We start from the raw sequence: 18184 nt of genomic DNA, 5'->3' as shown, positions 1-18184 counted from the left end.
ATGAAAACAATTGAGATTACCCCAAAAAAACTGAGTGGCATCATAAAGATTCCACCTTCAAAAAGCGTGAGCCATCGGGCTATTATTTCAGCAGGATTGGCAAAGGGAGTCAGTGAAATCTCCAATGTGCTTTTATCCCAGGATATGATTGCAACCTGTCAGGCCATTGAGGCAATTGGTGCAGTAATAGAATATCGAGAAGAATCAGATTACCGTGTTACCTTAATCATCCAAGGGTGTGAGGAAGTCATTCTAAAGACTGATACGATAGACTGTAACGAGTCGGGATCGACTCTGCGTTTTATGATTCCAATTTTATTACTGCAAAACCAAAGCGTTATTGTCACTGGAAAAGGGCGTTTAGTGTCCCGGCCAATGACACCGTATTATGAACTCTTTAAAGAAAAATTGGTCGCTTTCGAGCACCTCACTAAAGGGCAGGATTTGCCGCTGGCCATCAAGGGCCAGTTAACACCGGGAACCTATGCCCTTGATGGATCTGTGAGTTCCCAGTTTATTACCGGGCTGCTTTTTGCATTGCCCCTGCTTTCAGGAGACTCTGTCATTGAAATGACCTCGGCCCTGGAATCCAAACCCTATGTTGAAATTACAATCGAGGTTCTGAAATCATTTGGAATCACTGTTATAAATGAAGATGACCAGCGCTTTTATATTAAAGGAAATCAGAGTTATAAATCCTGCGATTATCGAGTGGAAGGCGATTTTTCCCAGGGAGCCTTCTGGCTGACCGGAGGAATCATTGGAGAAACCATGCATTGTATGGATTTAAACCTGCATTCCAAACAAGGAGACAAGGTAATTGTTGATATCGTAAAGGCTATGGGTGGTATTCTGGATATCAATTCAAAAGATATCCTGGCAAAAAACATAAAAACCCATGGGGTGGTCATTGATGTTTCCCAATGTCCTGATTTAGTACCCATTCTCGGAGTGCTTGGGAGCCTCAGCACCGGAACCACAAAGATCATCAATGGGGAACGCCTCCGGTATAAAGAATCGGATCGACTCATGGCAACCGCAGATGTCCTTAATACTTTAGGTGGTAAGGTCACCGAAACTCCGGATGGCCTCATTATTGAAGGAGTTGAAAAGCTCACCGGCGGCCGGGTGAAAAGTCACAATGACCATCGAATTGCCATGGCAGTGGCCATAGCCTCCATTGTTTCCGAAGGAAACATCACCCTTGAAGGGGCAGAAGCTGTAAATAAATCATACCCTCATTTTTGGGATGACTTTAAAAAAATGGGAGGTGAATTCATTGGGATCAACTTGGGGAAATAAACTGAAAATTTCAATTTTCGGAGAATCTCACGGGGAAGGCATTGGTGCCGTCCTGGATGGATTACCGCCGGGGATTGATATTGATCTTGAGAGAATCCAGCATCAGCTTAATCGCCGGGCGGCTAAAGGAAACTCTTTGGCAACCCCCAGAAAAGAAGGGGATCAGGTTGAGATTCTCAGTGGGATCTTTAATGGCAAAACAACAGGAGCACCGTTAACCGGTCTGATCCGAAACGAAAATACACGGTCCGGGGATTATTCAAAAACCAGGGATTTAATGCGTCCCGGACATGCAGACTTTACCAGTAACATACGCTATCAAGGCTTTCAGGATTATCGCGGGGGAGGACACTTTTCCGGGCGGCTTACCGCACCAGTTGTTTTTGCAGGTGCCATTGCCAGGGAAGTTCTGAGAGTCATTAAGCCGGAAATCATCATTAGCAGCCGGATTGTTTCCATTAACGGGATCAGTGATAGGGTATTACCGCATTGGGAAGATTACATGAGTTTAGGAAAGGGATTTAAAAATCCTGCTTTTCCACTTTATACCCCTGAACTTGAAGAATCCATGAAAAATGAAATCATTGCTGCCATGAACGACCATGATTCCGTAGGTGGCATCATTGAAGGTTTTGTAACAGGTTTAGAGCCAGGCATCGGAAATCCCTTTTTTGAATCCATTGAAAGCCGTCTCGCCAGTTTACTGTTTTCGATTCCAGGGGTAAAAGGGGTTACCTTTGGCGCCGGATTTGATCTGACACAAAAACGAGGATCCCAGGTCAATGACCCGATGGTTATTAACAGTGGCAAGGTGGAAACACTGACCAATAACAACGGTGGAATTAACGGCGGTATTTCCAATGGTATGCCATTGGTTTTCCAGGTCGCAATGAAGCCCACACCATCCATTGGCAAACAACAGCAAACCGTTAATTTGGCAGCCATGGAAAATGCATCGCTGGAGATTTTGGGCAGGCATGATCCTTGTATTGTAACCCGAGCCTTCCCGGTGGTGGAAGCCGTCACTGCCATTTGTCTGACAGATTTCTTAATTTAGATTTTTAACCTGAGGAGGCCAACATTGAAATCACTGGATACGATTCGAAAAACAATTGATGAGATTGATGGTGAGATCCGTGTGCTTTTTGAAAGGCGAATGGATTGCATCAAGGCAGTTGCTGAATATAAATATAATAATAATGAAAAAATATTCGATCCCAGCCGCGAAGAAGTGCTTATAAAGAAAAATTTAGAGGAACTTAATAATAAGGAATATCGAGCTGTTTACAAAGAATTTTTGCAAACATTAATGAATAGCAGCAAAGAGTACCAAAAACGGTGGATTAAGTTTCAGCAGGACAGAGAAAATGGGCAGTAACAAATGAATATCACTATGGATTTGATCGTCTGGAAAAACAAATAGAAGAAAAAAAAAATGAAAATTAAGAATCAGAAGAAAAAGACGAGTCATTAAGGGACTTAGAAGATATTGAAGCCATTGAAGCCAATAATATTATGACAGAGCCGATTGATGAAAAAAAATAGCGTCATTAATAAAAGGTTTTTAAAAATCAGACATAATTATATGTATTAATCCGTTTAAGAAAGCAGAAGGTATATGAAGAAATTTAATAAAATATTAATAGCGAATCGTGGCGAAATTGCCATTCGTATCATTAGAGCCTGTCAGGAACTGGGAATTCGTTCAGTGGCTATTTACGCTCAGGAGGACAATCTTTCCCTTTTTAGAACGAAAGCAGATGAGTCATATTTGATCACCGGAACCACAGGACCGGTGGAAGCCTATTTGGATATGGACAAAATTATTACGCTGGCAAAGAAAAAAGAAGTGGATGCCATTCATCCCGGTTATGGATTTTTGTCGGAAAACCCTTTGTTCGCAAAGCGATGCCAGGAAGAAGGCATTGTATTTATCGGACCAACCCATGAAATGATGGAACAGATGGGGGATAAAATCCAATCGAAAATTGTGGCAAAAGCTTTAAAAGTCGCAACCATACCCGGAGTGGAAAAGGCCATTACATCAGATGAAGAAGCCGTTGAATTTGCCGAAATAGCCGGATATCCGATCATTTTAAAGGCTGCCTCCGGTGGCGGCGGTCGTGGAATGCGGATAGTTTACGATAAGAAAGACGTATTAAGGGAATTCCATTCTGCCACCAGTGAGGCAACTAAGGCTTTTGGCAATGGTACTATTTTTGTGGAAAAATATTTAGAAGAACCAAAGCATATCGAAGTTCAAATTTTAGGGGATAATTATGGGAATGTTGTCCATTTATACGAGCGGGATTGCTCGATTCAAAGACGGCATCAGAAAATTATTGAATTCACCCCGTCATTAAGCATTAATGACGAACAAAGACAAGCCATTTGCCGGGATGCCATTAAGCTGGCAAAGGCTGTTAATTACCGTAATGCCGGAACCATTGAGTTTCTGATCGATAAAAATGGGGATCATTATTTCATTGAAATGAACCCCCGGATTCAGGTGGAACATACCGTTACCGAACTGGTCACAGGCATTGACCTGGTTCAGTCCCAAATTCTCATTGCCCAGGGTTTGCCACTTCATTCCGATGAAATCGGAATTCCAAATCAGGATGCAATACAACCTCGGGGAGCCTCTATCCAGTGTCGAATTACCACAGAAGATCCCAGTAATCACTTTATGCCTGACACCGGCCGACTGGATGTTTATCGAACCGGTAGCGGCAATGGCATACGGCTTGACGGCGGCAATGGTTTTACCGGGGCAGAAATTTCCCCTTATTATGACAGCCTTCTGGTAAAAAGCACGTCTTTTTCCAGAAGCTTTGAAGATGCCCGTCGTAAGGCCGTTCGCGGACTTATGGAAATGAATATTGAAGGCGTCAAAACCAATAAGGACTTCTTAATTAACGTCCTTCAGCATCCACTCTTTGTTAGTGGGAATTGTGATACAAAATTCATTGATGATCACTCTGAATTATTCAATATTGAAGAACAAAAAAGTGAAGCCTCAAATATTCTCCAGTATTTCGGGAATATTATTGTGAATGAAACATTCGGGGATAAACCGGATTTTGATGAGCCCTTTATTCCGGAAATTCCTGTAAATTTAAATCTTCGCGGAACAAAACAGATTTTGGATGAACAGGGACCGGACGGTCTGGTTAAATGGATCAAAGAACAGGATAAACTTCTGATTTGTGATACCACCCTTCGGGATGCCCATCAATCTATTGCCGCAACCCGTGTGCGAAGTCGGGATATGATTAAAATCGCCCGGGAAACCGCAGCTTTGGCACCTGATTTGTTTGCACTTGAAATGTGGGGAGGGGCAACCTTCGATGTTTCCTACCGATTCCTGAAGGAATCACCTTGGCGTCGTTTGGATGAACTCAGAAAGCGCATCCCCAATATTTTATTCCAGATGCTGCTTCGAGGAGCTAATGCTGTCGGATACAAAAATTATCCTGACAATGTCATTCGTGCCTTTGTCCAGCAATCCGCAAAAAGTGGCATTGATATTTTTCGAATCTTTGATTCCCTTAACTGGATGGAAGGTATGAAAATTTCCATTGAGGAAGTTTTAAAAACCGGCAAGATCGCAGAAGTCAGCATGTGCTATACCGGTGATATTTTGGATAAATCACGAACAAAATATGATCTGGATTATTATCTGAAAATGGCCCGTGAAATTGAAACCACAGGGGCACATATTCTAGCGATTAAAGATATGTCCGGTCTATTAAAACCTGGAGCAGCCCACAAACTCATAAAAGCATTAAAGGAAGAAGTGAGTATTCCCATTCATCTGCATACCCATGATACCACCGGGAATGGTGTTGCCACGGTTCTCTTTGGGAGCATGGCAGGAGCTGATATTGCCGATGCGGCATTTAATGGTCTCAGTGGTTTGACTTCACAGCCAGCCCTGAATTCCATTGTTGCAGCCCTGAAAAATACACCAAGAGATACCGGTTTAAGTGAAGATGAAATTCAGATAGTATCGGATTATTGGGGAACCACCCGTCAATTGTATGGCAAATTTGAATCAGAACTTAAATCAGGCTCAACGGAAATTTATAAATATGAAATCCCCGGTGGACAATACTCAAATCTTCGGGGTCAGGTGGAAAGTTTTGGCCTGGGTCATAAGTTCAGAGAAGTCAAAGATAAATACATGGAAGCTAACCTGATGTTAGGTGATATTGTAAAAGTAACGCCATCCTCTAAAACCGTTGGGGATTTAGCCATTTTCATGGTTCAAAATGATTTAACCGTGAATAATATCCGGACTAAGGGCAAGGAACTGGCATATCCGGATTCTGTGGTGGATTTTTACAAGGGAATGATCGGTCAGCCTGAAGGAGGATTCGATCCGGAACTCCAAAAAATCGTTCTCAAAGGCACCGAGCCCATTACGGTTCGGCCAGGTACCTTACTGCCGGACGAAGATTTTGAAAGACTGCGCACGGAATTCATGGAAGAGTTTGATTATATTTTAGACGACCGTGAAGTTCTCAGCGTTGCCCTTTATCCAAAGGTCATGCGGGAATATGTCGAATTTCTTCAGGAAACCGGAGATTTCATGCGAATGGAAAGTCATAACTTCTTCTATGGCCTTAAAAAAGGCGAAATCTCCGAAGTGGAAATGGATGAGGGAAAATGTTTCATTATTAAGCTTGTGAACATTGGATTACCAAATGATGAAGGCATGCGTTCAGTCATGTTTGAGGTAGACGGTTTTCGTCGGGAAATCCATATTGAGGATCGGCGAAGTCTTTCAGCAAAGGAAAAAACCACCATGCTTAAGGCAGATCCGAAAAATAAAAAACAAGTCGGATCAGGTATTCCGGGTACAGTCCTGAAAGTACCTGTGAACGAAGGCGATGCTGTGGTTAAAAACCAGACTTTGGTTATTGTTGAGGCCATGAAAATGGAAACAGAAATGGTGGCCAATGAAGATGGCATCGTTAAAAGAATCTATGTTTCAGAAGGCCAGAGCGTTCAATCAGGAGAACTGGTTGTCGAAATGGAATAATAAGTTAAACCTCTGTATCCCTTATTTAAAGGGTTTACAGGGGTTTATTTTTGTCTTTCCTCAAATTTGGCTCTGCTTTTTAAAAGTTCCGGTTTTTCAATGCCTTCACCATGCTTATTTGGGTAAAACCATAAGTATTGATGAGGTTTCGATCTTAATCAAATAACGCAATAATTATATTGACAAACATCGATATGGCTGATATGATTTATGAATCATATCGATAACATTGATGCATATAGATAAGTAATTGGAAAATTCATAACACAACCGTAAATTGTTTTGATGCCAGTTTTCATAAACAATTTTGTAACGTATAGGCGTACAGTTCAACGAACTGTACGACGTATAGTGGAAAAATTGTTTCATGTAAACAGGCAGCGAAGCTCACGGTAATTTCGCAATTGCCTATGATATATAAGGAGGTGATCTTATGAATCAATCATATGCTGATTATGTTCCGGCATTTAAGGCAATATCAGATGAAACACGATTAAAGATTATTGATATGTTATCCTGTGGAGAAATGTGTGCATGTGATATATTGGACGAATTCAAACTATCACAATCCACGCTCAGCTATCATATGAAAATTTTGTCTAAAAGCGGCCTGGTCAATGCTACTCGTGATGGTGCATGGATGAGATATACGCTTAATAAAGACAAAACAAATGAAGTGCTGGCCTTTTTAACTGGCATCACAAGGGAAAAGGAAGATTGCATTTGCAAAAAATGCGAAAAAGATTTTCATATCTAATTTCACAAATTAACGAATAATTAAACAAGTAGAAAGGGATTGAAATGGAAAATATAGAAAAACCGAAGTTATCATTTTTAGACAGGTTTTTAACATTATGGATATTTATTGCCATGGCAGTTGGCATTTTGGCAGGTTATTTATTTCCCGGCCTTGCAGAATCACTGGGGGGACTCAGCACTGGTACCATATCCTGGCCGATTGCGATTGGTCTGATTGTTATGATGTATCCGCCGCTGGCAAAGGTAAAGTATGAAGAAATAGGGAAAGTAACAGAGAATAAAAAAGTTTTCAGTTTTTCGCTTATTCAAAACTGGGTTGTCGGGCCAATTTTAATGTTTGTACTAGCACTGATATTTCTTGGGGATAAGCCTGAATTTGCCATTGGACTGATTATCATCGGTCTGGCACGATGTATTGCCATGGTTATTGTCTGGAATAATCTTGCCAAAGGAGACTGCGAATATGCAGCTGCTCTGGTAGCACTTAACTCTATTTTTCAAATACTTTTATATGCGGCATACATTTATCTGTTTGTAACACTCATTCCACAATGGCTGGGGCTTTCCTGGGGTGGGCAGGTTGTCAACATATCAATGTCGGACGTCGCCAAGAGTGTGTTGATATATCTGGGGATTCCTTTTGCAGCAGGTTTTATCACCCGGTTTGTATTAATAAGGGTTAAAACAAAAGAATGGTATGACACTGTATTTATTCCTAAAATTTCACCACTGGCATTAATCGCTCTGCTGTACACAATCGTTATCATGTTTATCACAAAAGGAGAACAGATTATAAACAATCCGTTGGATGTGATAAGAATTGCAATACCCCTTTTAATATATTTTGCAATTATGTTTTTTGCCAGTTTTTATATTTCCTATCGCCGGGGTTTCAGGTATGATCAGACAGTAACATTGGCTTTTACGGCAGCCAGCAACAATTTTGAGCTAGCCATTGCAGTTTCTGTAGCAGTATTTGGGATTGCCTCTGATGTTGCTTTTACTGCAGTAATAGGTCCGTTGGTAGAAGTGCCGGTGATGATCGGGCTGGTAAATACAGCGCTCTTATTTAGACGCAGGTATTTCGATGAGAATGGATTACCCAAAAAAGGTTAGACACTTACAAACAAAAAGATAAAAGAAAAGGAGTTGTCATCCGATTGTAAATCGGATGGCAACTCCTTTATTTTTTGAAGTTCATTTAGGGAACAACGGTAACAGAAACGGGTAGACTCACTGACGTTACCGGCGAAAAACCGGCTTGTGTATTTGTGATTTCCACATAATAATAGGTGGTGCCCAGGTCAGCTTTGGCACTGGTGTCGAGTTTCGGACCATTTGCCCCGGCAATGGCTAACCCATCAGCATTTACTTCGCTTTTGTTTTCAAACCACTGGTAGGTAAGGGTCCCTCCATTTAATACGCTTGCTGTGACCGAAAGGGAGACAGGTGATGATGGAGCGATATTGCCGGCACCCAGGGGTTGAGTGTCTATTTTTGGTAATTCCGCAAGAGCGGTTGGAATAGCCTCATTGGCACCGGTGACAACCGTACCCGGGAATACCGCCACTGGGACTGCATTTTCAGCTGCAATATCACAATAATAGTAAGTGGTACCGGCAGTGGTAGATACCGGTGGATCATAGGTTGAACCAGTGGCTCCGGGAATATTGGCAGTGATATCATGTCCAAGGGAATCCTTTGTTTTTTGAGACCATTGGTAACTCAGTGTTTTTCCTTCGGTAACCGTTGCATCAACCTTCAGTGAACCAGGATCACCATTAAGATAGATACGTTGGGAAGTCATCGTTGATGTCACCGTAATCACCGGTTGAGGTTTGACCGTTAACTTAATCTCAGGCTTTATCGAATCGTTATTGACATAGCCCCCCGGCATGGTTAATGTTCCGATATAAGTGGTTTCACCGACCTTTTTAGTATCAGCGGATATTGGGTTCCAGTTAACAGAACAAGGCAGGGTTTCGGTACCGAAACCCTGGGCAATCACAATGATTGGAAGGTTATAATCGGCATTATAAGCAATGGTTTTTGCAATGTTATTATTGATGGCATCCAACGTATCGATCATGGTGACCGCAGTGATATTGGTCATCACCGTTATCTTACAGGATCCAATGGTAAGGCCATTAACAGATCTGGCTCGAATGGTCACATCGCCATTTGAAACAGGGGTTACTAAACCATTGTCAACCGTTGCGATTTTCGTATCGGTCGATTCCCAGGTAATGTTTTTATTCGTGGCATTTTCAGGAAGAACCGTTGCTTTTAAAGCCAGGGTAGTTCCCATCAGCAGATCAGCTTTAACGGGATCAACCAATATCTGAGATACCTCAATGGTACCAGGCAGTGCCGGTACTAAAGGCAGGGGTGGAATTGGGGCGCTTTCAGCAGGAATTACCGGATTGCTCAGTGGTTCCCCGGGTAGCGGTGAAATTGGTGTATTTTCAGCAGGAATTACTGAATTGCTCAGTGGTTCCACAGTCATGGTATCGTTAAAATTGTCAACCGAATTCTGTTCGGAAGACCAGAAAGCATCGGTGTTATCTAAAATTGTTGTTTTAGCGGTTTTAGCGGTTGCCGTGGAGACCATATACCCTCCCGTGGGATCGAGTACCACGGGTTTTGGGGTAATGGTGATAACACCGGGAATAACCGATCCGGTAATATTTGCTTCATTATTGGTGGTAACACTGGTGACACTGCCTTCACCGCTAATTTCCACTTTGGTATCGGTAGCCATGGCTTTAATGGTGGCATTATTCCCGAGAGTAACAGTGCTCCCTGCTGCTGAACCAGTGATAAGCAATGCTCCGACATCTGCATTAAAGGTTAAATCGACCTTCGCTTCGGTTTGTACCTTATCCACAACCGCGTTGGTGATCAGAGTTGACCCAACGGCATCCGGACCAAAGGAAACTGTTTTTGCAGGGGTGTTAAGAACAATGTCAGCGGGACCTTTCGCCAGGATATTTTCAATGATCCCCTTATCCTGAGAGGTGATTGATGTTCGACCAGCCGTTTCTTCAACGATCATATTTTTAATCTGACTATTACCATCAGCAACAATGATACAGGCTTCCTTGGCATCCAGTGTTTCAATTTTAGCATCTCCGAGTAAAACAATCTTTACGCCTTTTTTCTCAACGGAGATGCGCTGGTAAGATCCGCCATCAAAATAAATGGTATCCCCACCACCTTTGATCAGGACCTCGCCTTTAACATCACAATTGGTAAAATGGACAGCACCTTCGCCAACAGCTTCGTCAACAAGGACGTTTCCAGTGAAGGTGGTATTTTCGATGGTTACACCGGCAACAGTAATTTTCCCATTCTGATAGGTTGCTTTTTCGTTGTAGGTACCAGCCGCGTTATAGGTTTTCATTTCATTCGATTGTTGGCCACTGCCTCGGAAAAATAAAATAGCGGTAATAAGAATAAGAATGATTAATATAATGGCAATAATTGATTTTTTTTGCATGATTTCCTTTTCCATTTCTTTATTTTGTGGTCTTTTTTGATTTAAATCAGGTGTAAAAATTGTATCACAATTAGTTGAAAATGTAAATACAATGTAAACAAATTGTAAAATAAAGTTTTAAATCTCAAAGGTTATATTATTATATCCATTTGATTGGTAGCCAGTGTCATTTTATTGATTTTTTATACCCGGAGGTTGAGAAAAAATAGCTTTTTGTTTTTCATTATCGGAATATGGATTTAGAAAAATAATAGCAGCGCTTTAAAGTCATCTGCTGATTTAAAAATGCCGAATTTTAAACTATTGCGTTGAAGAAATTACTATGATATTATAAATAAAAATGCTGATTATTTCCATTATACGTATCAAAACAGTGGGCTTTTTTTTTTCCTGTTTTGCTACAGATAAACGCATTAATCCATTAACTGTTTTTGAAAAAGGGAGTCAAAATAGTTCAATAATTTTTCTGCAACAATCCATATTTAAGTCTGAGAATACAAAGAAACATTGGCTGTCCAATGGAAAATTAAGAGAAAGAGGAAAAAAATGAAAATAGAAATAAAAAAAGAAAATGAAACGCTTGTGATTGATTTGGAAGGTCGTTTAGATACAAATACCGCCCCAGAGATGGAAAAAGAATTAGAAGCGTATTACAACAAAGAAAACTTTCATATCATCTTAAATTTTGAAAAACTGGATTTTGTCAGTAGTGCCGGGCTGAGAGTTTTGCTTTTGATGCAAAAAAAAGCCAATGCTTTAAAAGGAAAAATGGTTATTGAACATGTGAAGCCAGAAATACAGGAAGTATTTACGATGACTGGTTTTTCCGAAATTTTAACAATCATATAAAGGGGCTGGATATGGAAAGAATTTTCGCACAAAAGGACTTCAACATATTAAATGGAGAAAATGAAAAAAGCATTCCGGAAATTTTAAAAGAAATGCCCCCGCAGCAATTAATTAAGTTCTTCCATTTCATGAAAAAAAATCCTGAAGTCACCCAAAAGGTTGTGCTTCAGGATATTTTAAAACATGCGGAAAAAAGTGAATTTGGTAAGGCAATGGGTTTTTCAGAAATGAAAACCATTGCCGAATTTCAAAAGAAGGTGCCAATATCTCAATACTGTGATTATGAATCCAGTATTGATGACCTTAAAATGGGGGCGTCAGATGTACTGTTTGAGGGTAAAACTGCCAGCTTTATTGCAACAAGCGGATCGTCAGGTATTCCAAAGTTAATTCCCGAAAGCAAAAACGGTGAATTGGTCAAAGCCATCGTCTCCGAGATACGTACCCTTTTACTGTTATCCTTAGCACCGGAGATTCTTGCTCCGGATAAAAAAATATTAGCGATTACAAATCCCAACGAGTACGATAAAACACAAGGAAATATTCCCATCGGATCCGCTTCCGGGCAGGCAGCTAAAGATATGCCCGGAGAGATGCAAAAAAAAATGGTTTTACCAATAGAATTAATGGGAGCAAAGAATCTCAGCAATGAAGCCACCGATTATCTGACCATTTTATTTACCCTTAAAGAAAAGCAGTTAGCGGCGGTAGTATGCAGTAATATCGCCCATTTTAATATTCTTCTTAATAAAATGAATACGTTTAAAGATGATTTGTTGGAAGATATTAATTGTGGGCAAATCAGTTCAACGGTTTTAATTCCCGATGGTTTAAGAGAAAGCTTAAACCATCGGCTCAAACCGGATCCCCAACGCGCTCAGGAACTGAGAGAAATTTTCGAAAAACATCATCAACTGGATATTCCAAGCATTTGGCCCAACTTTTCAGTGGTCTCCTGCTGGATGTCAGCAAGTGCACAAAGAATCGTTAAAGACATAAAGATGCGTTTGCCGGAGTGGGTAAAATTTTTAGAATGGGGTTACGGCGCCAGTGAAGGAAAATTTAATATTCCCACAAAACCCAATGATCCAGCCGGGTTTTTAGCTTTGTTCGGATACTTCTTTGAATTTTTGCCGCAGGGAAATGAAAATACTCTTCAAGCCCATGAATTAAAACAGGGAGAGTATTATGAACTCATTATTACTTCCTATTCAGGATTATACCGTTATAACATGAAAGATATTGTATATGTTGAAGAAATGGAAGACCAGTCCCCGAGGATTGTGTTCATTTCAAAATCCTCGGAACGCCTGCAACTGGATAATCTGGAACTGATGGCATACGAAATGGATGCAGTGATTCAGAAGATAACTGAGGAACAAAATGAGGAAATTCGTTTTGTTCAGATGCTCACAGATAAAAAAGAAAAAAAGCTGGTGTTTATTATTGAACTCCTTTCCCGGGAAATTTCAGGGGAGTTATTTAGAACAGCATTGGAAAACCGTTTAAGGTCAGAGAACAGCGTTTATCAAGAGAATCGCCGGTTAAAACAATTTGCACCCCTGGAGATCATCATTATGAAGCAAGGGTATCGAGATTCCTTATTTACACGTTCCATTATGGCCGGAAAAAATGTAAATCAGACAAAGCTGAAAATAATGGTAGATAACTATCCGGAAAAAGAAAATATAATCAATTGGATAAAGGAAGAAAATTCATGATTAAAATAATTCCAAAACTTGTCTATTCTCTTAATGTTAAAAAGGGATATCAGAAAATAAAAATATTTGATGAATTAACGAAAAATGCCCCGGAGATTAACAAGTAATTAATGCTGGATTTGATAACAAAAAATGCCAGCACAGAGTATGGAAAGAAATATCACTTTGATGAAATCACGACCATTGAAGAATACAAAAAAAATGTTCCGTTTTCAATCTATGACGATTATGCTTCTTATATTGAACGGATGATTGAAGGCGAAAAAGGTCTCATCACCAATGACCCGATTATTCACTATGCACTGACTTCGGGAAGTGTTGATAATCCTAAAAAAATTCCCGTATCAGCAGACACGGTTAAGCTTTATAGTGAATATGGAAGCCAGTTCAGTTTTGCTGTTATCAGTCGTGCGCTTGGGAAAAAGTGGAAAAAAGGCCGGGGATTAAACTTGATGGAAGTTAAATTTGAAAACCTTCCCAATGGACTTTTTGCCGGTTCAATTTCAGGAAGAGGGGTATACAGCATTAAGAATTTATTATTTCTGATGTTTACATCGCCTAAAGAAGTGGTGTTTCCCGCAGAAATAATGGAATCGAAGTATGTCCATCTGAGGTTCGCGTTGATGGATAAATCGCTTTCTTTTATTGTTTCGGCTTTTATGACGGGTGTTTCAGATCTCATGAAATATCTGGAAATGAATTGGGAAATGATTGTTGATGATATAGAGCATGGAACCATTAACCCTGAAATAAAAATACCCGAAGATGTAAGAGCACAATTATTAGCTAGAATTAAGCCAGACCCAAAAAGAGCAGCAGAATTAAGAGCGGAATTCAAAAAAGGATTTTCCAATCCAATAATTAAAAGGATCTGGCCTGAATTTGCTTTTGTTCATGCCATTGGAAGCGGTGGATTTTCAGTCTACACCGATAAAATGCGACACTATCTTGGGGACATTCCCATTTATTTCAGCGTTTATGCGGCATCGGAGTCCATCATGGCCATTTGCAATGGTATGGAATCTCAGGAATTTGTTTTAATCCCTGATAGTGCGTTTTACGAGTTTATTCCAGTGGATCAGGATGAAGAGTCAAATGAAACACTCACATTGGATCAGCTTGAAACAGGGAAGGATTATGAAATTGTTATCACAAACACCTCAGGGTTTTACCGATATCGGATTAAAGATGTGGTTCGTGTTGTGGGATGGTATCAAAAATGTCCTAAAATACAGTTTGTCTATCGATTAAATCAGATGGTAAGCATCGCCGGAGAAAAAACCACTGAAGAATGCATCTCCTGGTCAGTCAGAGAATTTGCAAAAGAAGTGAAATGCGAACTGGTGGACTACAGTGTCTATGCAGATACGATTGTATCACCAGGTCGATATGTTATTATTATGGAAACAGAGAAACATATAGCTAAGGACAAACACGATGAATACCGAAAAATCATCGGAGAAAAATTGAATATTGCCAACCCATCTATCGGATCAAAGATTAAAGGCGGAGTGCTAAGCCCATCCGACATAACATTTGTACAAGAAGAAACCTATGCATTGTATCGAGATTTAATGATCATGCGGGGGATTTCCGGGAATCAGTTAAAACCTGTACGGGTGATTGACACACTGGTTAAAGAGAATTTCTTCTTTGCATTAGTAGATAAGGAGTAATAAAGAATGGTTAGTTTACTCATACGGTATTTAAAGGACTACCGAATCCAGATGATACTGGTCTTTGTTTTTGTTTTAAGCCAGGCCGCCTGTCAGTTGTATCTTCCCAACATGATGGGTGATATCATTGAAAATGGGGTTTCAAAAGGGGATACACCCTATATTTTAAAAAGCGGGGCCTTGATGCTCGGGGTTTCACTGGTTGCAGCAGTTTGTATGGTAGCATCCAGTTACTATTCGGCCTATGTGACGGCATCTTTTACCAGCCGTCTTCGGGCCGATGTGTTTGATAAAGTGAAAAACTTCTCCCAAACAGATTTCAATCATTTTGGTGCGGCTACCCTTCTTACGCGGTCTACTACCGATGCCACACAAATACAATTTGTTGTGATTAACGGGCTGCGGTCATTATTACTCATTCCCATTACCGGCATTGGGGCTCTGATTATGGCCTTTCGAGAAAACGTAACCTTAACCCTGGTATTATTGGCGTCATTTGCTTTAACAACCGGCATCATTGTCATCACAACATCCAGAAGTATGCCTTTGTTTAAAACTATGCAGCGAAAAGTAGATCGACTCAATCTGCTCATCAAAGAGAAATTAACCGGGGTTCGAACAATTCGTGCGTTTAACCGGCAGGACTATGAAACAGAGAAATTTGGTCAAGCCAATCAGGAAGGAATGGATACAGCTTTAAAAGCAAATTATGCGGTGGCGTTTTTTGCTCCCCTGATGCAATTAATGATGAATCTGACCATGGTTCTCATTTTATGGCTCGGTTCCCAGGAAGTTCAGCAACAGATTGTCAGTCTTGGGGGGTTAATGGTTTTCATTCAATATGTGTTATTGTTCATGTCATCCCTAAGTTTAGTATCTGTGCTTTTTATGGCTTACCCCCAGGCAGCGGTATCGGCAGTCCGGATTAAAGAAGTACTGGACAGCGACTTTTCAATTAAAGATACAAAGAATCCTGTCGCCCTTAAAAACATTAAAGGTCGGATTGAATTTAATGATGTTTCATTTGGATACAAAGGTGCAGAAATAAATGTCCTGGATCATTTGAATTTTGTGGCGGAACCGGGAAAAATAACAGCCATCGTAGGAGCTACCGGGTCGGGAAAATCAACCCTGGTCAACATGATTATGCGTTTATATGAAGTCAGTGAAGGCAAAATTACCATTGACGGCATTGATATCAGAGATTGCACCCAACATGATTTAAGAAGTGTGATTGCGTATTCTCCTCAGGAATCGATTTTATTCAGTGGAACCATTAGTGATAATGTGAAAACAGGCAATGAGAATGCATCAAATGACGAGGTCATGGAAGCCCTGAATCTTGCCCAGGCCACCGATTTTGTCAATGAAAGAGAAAACCAGATCATGAGTACGATTTCTCAAGGGGGAAGCGACCTTTCCGGAGGACAGCGTCAACGGCTTAGTATTGCCCGTGCTGCCGTAAAAAAAGCCCCCATTACTATTTTTGATGATTGCTTTTCGGCACTGGATTTTAAAACGGATTCCCTGGTCAGAAAAGGGATCAAAGAAAAATTTGAAGATAAAACAGTTCTAATCGTTGCCCAGCGTATCAGTACCATTAAAAATGCCGATCGTATTCTGGTTTTAGATAATGGTTCCATTGTGGGGCAGGGAAAACATGAGGATTTGGCTAAAAATTGTTTCATTTATCAGGAAATTCTGAAATCCCAATCATACAATGATGGGAGAGAGGAATCACTATGAAAGCACAGCAAAAAACAAAACACAAGTATAGTTTTTCATCAGTCGGTAAGCGTTTACAACACTATCTTAAGGATAAAAAACATGTGGCCATTTTCATTGCCATTGCTTTGGTTGCCAGCACCGTATTTACGATTTTTGCTCCGATTGTGACGAAAGATGTGACGGATAGCATTGCCAACAGTATCACGCAAAAAACGACTATCGATTTTATTTATATTGGGCAGCAATTAATTCTGTTGGCAGGGCTTTATATTTTGAGTGCCGGGTTTGCCTATTATGTCACCATCAGAACCACCTATCTTTCACAGCTGGTGATCAAACGATTGCGGGAAGATATCCAGAAAAAATTGAATAAACTAACCCTCAATGTCCTTGACCAAAGTGAAAGAGGGGATCTTCTGTCCAGAGTCACCAATGATGCAACAACCCTGGCGGGAGCGCTCCAGGGTAACGTCACGCAGATTCTTGTTCAGGGTACAACCATTATCGGAATCCTGGTAATGATGTTTGTTTTAAACATTCAATTGAGTCTGATTTTTTTCATCGCCATTCCATTATCTTATTATGTAATGAAAATAATTACTAAAAAAACCCAGGTTTTATTCAGAAGACAGCAAAAGGAATTAGGCTCCTTAAATGGTCTCATCGAAGAAGTTTACGATGGACATTTAATCGTGAAATCTTTTAATAATGAAGCAAAAGCGGCGGAAAAATTCGATGATATCAATCAGCGATTTTTTAAATCCTATTTAAGTTCACGATTTTATTCCGGACTTACATCCCCGCTCATGAAATTAATCAATAATTTAGCCTATATTGGTATATGTGTGATTGGCGGTATTTTTGTCATCACAGGGAGTCTGACCATCGGTGGGATTCAGGCGTTTCTGATCTATGCGAACAATATCGCGAGTCCCATCGCCCTGATATCCAATAATTTAAATTTCATCCAGGCCGGAGCGGCAGCAGCAGAAAGAATTTTTGAACTGCTGGATCGGGAAGAAGAAAAAGAAGATGTTGCAACCGAAATTTTAGACGTTGACAATGCCAAAGGAAGCATTGAATTTAAAAATGTGGAATTTGGATATAGTCCAGAACGAATATTGTTTCATGACGTGTCTTTAAAGGCCAAACCAGGAGAAATTTTAGCAGTGGTAGGACCAAGCGGCGCTGGAAAAACAACCCTGGTTAATTTACTCATGCGTTTTTATGAGATTAACCACGGCAGCATACTCATTGAAGGGAAAAACAATAAAAATCTCATGCGGCAAAATTTAAGGAGTGCCTTTGGCATGGTGCTTCAGGACACCTGGCTTTTCGATGGAACCATTGAAGAAAATATAGGATACGGAAAAAGCGATGCGACCCGGGCAGAAGTCATATTGGCAGCGCAGAAAGCTCAGTGTGATGAATTCATCAGGAAGCTCCCATTAGGCTATGAAACTCGTATTGGCGGCGATTTTACAACCTTGTCCGAAGGAGAGTGTCAATTGCTGGCCATCGCCAGAACCATTATTGCAGATCCCAAGGTATTGATTTTAGATGAAGCAACCTCTTCGGTTGATACCCGAACAGAAATATTAAT

12 protein-coding genes are annotated in these 18184 nt (G+C 40.5%); 11 read left to right on the top strand and 1 reads right to left on the bottom strand.

Features of this window, described 5'->3' with window-relative positions; all coding sequences use genetic code 11:
- The 6 genes from aroA (at position 1) to arsB (ending at position 8224) form a co-directional block, all read left to right on the top strand.
- On the top strand, positions 1–1302 hold the full coding sequence (gene aroA / locus VIK44_RS08715) for a 3-phosphoshikimate 1-carboxyvinyltransferase (RefSeq protein WP_331553487.1): 1302 nt from the start codon (positions 1–3) through the stop codon (positions 1300–1302).
- Entirely contained in the window at positions 1280–2359 is a 1080-nt protein-coding gene (gene aroC / locus VIK44_RS08710; RefSeq protein WP_331553486.1) for a chorismate synthase, read from the top strand. Before aroA ends, aroC begins: the two co-directional genes overlap by 23 nt.
- A 24-nt stretch (positions 2360–2383) precedes the next feature.
- Positions 2384–2680 carry a chorismate mutase gene (locus VIK44_RS08705; RefSeq protein ID WP_331553485.1) on the top strand — a complete coding sequence of 99 codons (297 nt, stop codon included), beginning with the start codon at positions 2384–2386 and terminating at the stop codon, positions 2678–2680.
- 240 nt (positions 2681–2920) lie between these two features.
- Positions 2921–6349 carry a pyruvate carboxylase gene (locus VIK44_RS08700; protein ID WP_331553484.1) on the top strand — a complete coding sequence of 1143 codons (3429 nt, stop codon included), beginning with the start codon at positions 2921–2923 and terminating at the stop codon, positions 6347–6349.
- Positions 6350–6782: 433 nt separating this feature from the next.
- Positions 6783–7106, top strand: coding sequence for a metalloregulator ArsR/SmtB family transcription factor (locus VIK44_RS08695; RefSeq protein WP_331553483.1), 324 nt, complete (start codon positions 6783–6785; stop codon positions 7104–7106).
- Positions 7107–7150: 44 nt separating this feature from the next.
- A complete protein-coding gene (arsB, locus tag VIK44_RS08690; RefSeq protein ID WP_331553482.1) occupies positions 7151–8224 on the top strand; it encodes an ACR3 family arsenite efflux transporter in 1074 nt (357 codons plus the stop codon).
- Between the two features lie 85 nt (positions 8225–8309).
- Here arsB and VIK44_RS08685 read toward each other — a convergent pair whose 3' ends face one another.
- On the bottom strand, positions 8310–10607 hold the full coding sequence (locus VIK44_RS08685; protein WP_331553481.1) for an Ig-like domain-containing protein: 2298 nt from the start codon (positions 10605–10607) through the stop codon (positions 8310–8312).
- 546 nt (positions 10608–11153) lie between these two features.
- Between VIK44_RS08685 and VIK44_RS08680 the strand changes: the two genes are divergently transcribed.
- From VIK44_RS08680 to VIK44_RS08660, 5 genes are all read left to right on the top strand, one after another.
- Entirely contained in the window at positions 11154–11456 is a 303-nt protein-coding gene (locus tag VIK44_RS08680) for an STAS domain-containing protein (protein ID WP_331553480.1), read from the top strand.
- An 11-nt stretch (positions 11457–11467) separates the two neighbouring features.
- Positions 11468–13177: a GH3 auxin-responsive promoter family protein gene (locus VIK44_RS08675; RefSeq protein ID WP_331553479.1), complete on the top strand. Its 1710-nt coding sequence runs from the start codon at positions 11468–11470 to the stop codon at positions 13175–13177.
- Positions 13178–13287: 110 nt separating this feature from the next.
- Complete coding sequence (locus tag VIK44_RS08670; protein ID WP_331553477.1) at positions 13288–14853, top strand: GH3 auxin-responsive promoter family protein; 1566 nt, start codon at positions 13288–13290, stop codon at positions 14851–14853.
- 6 nt (positions 14854–14859) lie between these two features.
- On the top strand, positions 14860–16599 hold the full coding sequence (locus VIK44_RS08665) for an ABC transporter ATP-binding protein (protein ID WP_331553476.1): 1740 nt from the start codon (positions 14860–14862) through the stop codon (positions 16597–16599).
- On the top strand, positions 16596–18184 hold a 1589-nt coding region (locus VIK44_RS08660; protein ID WP_331553475.1), incomplete at its 3' end, for an ABC transporter ATP-binding protein. The genes VIK44_RS08665 and VIK44_RS08660, both read left to right, overlap by 4 nt.

The sequence above is a fragment of the Acetobacterium sp. genome (assembly GCF_036508315.1).
Lineage (GTDB): Bacteria > Bacillota > Clostridia > Eubacteriales > Eubacteriaceae > Acetobacterium.
This window is presented reverse-complemented; position numbering and strand designations above follow the sequence as displayed.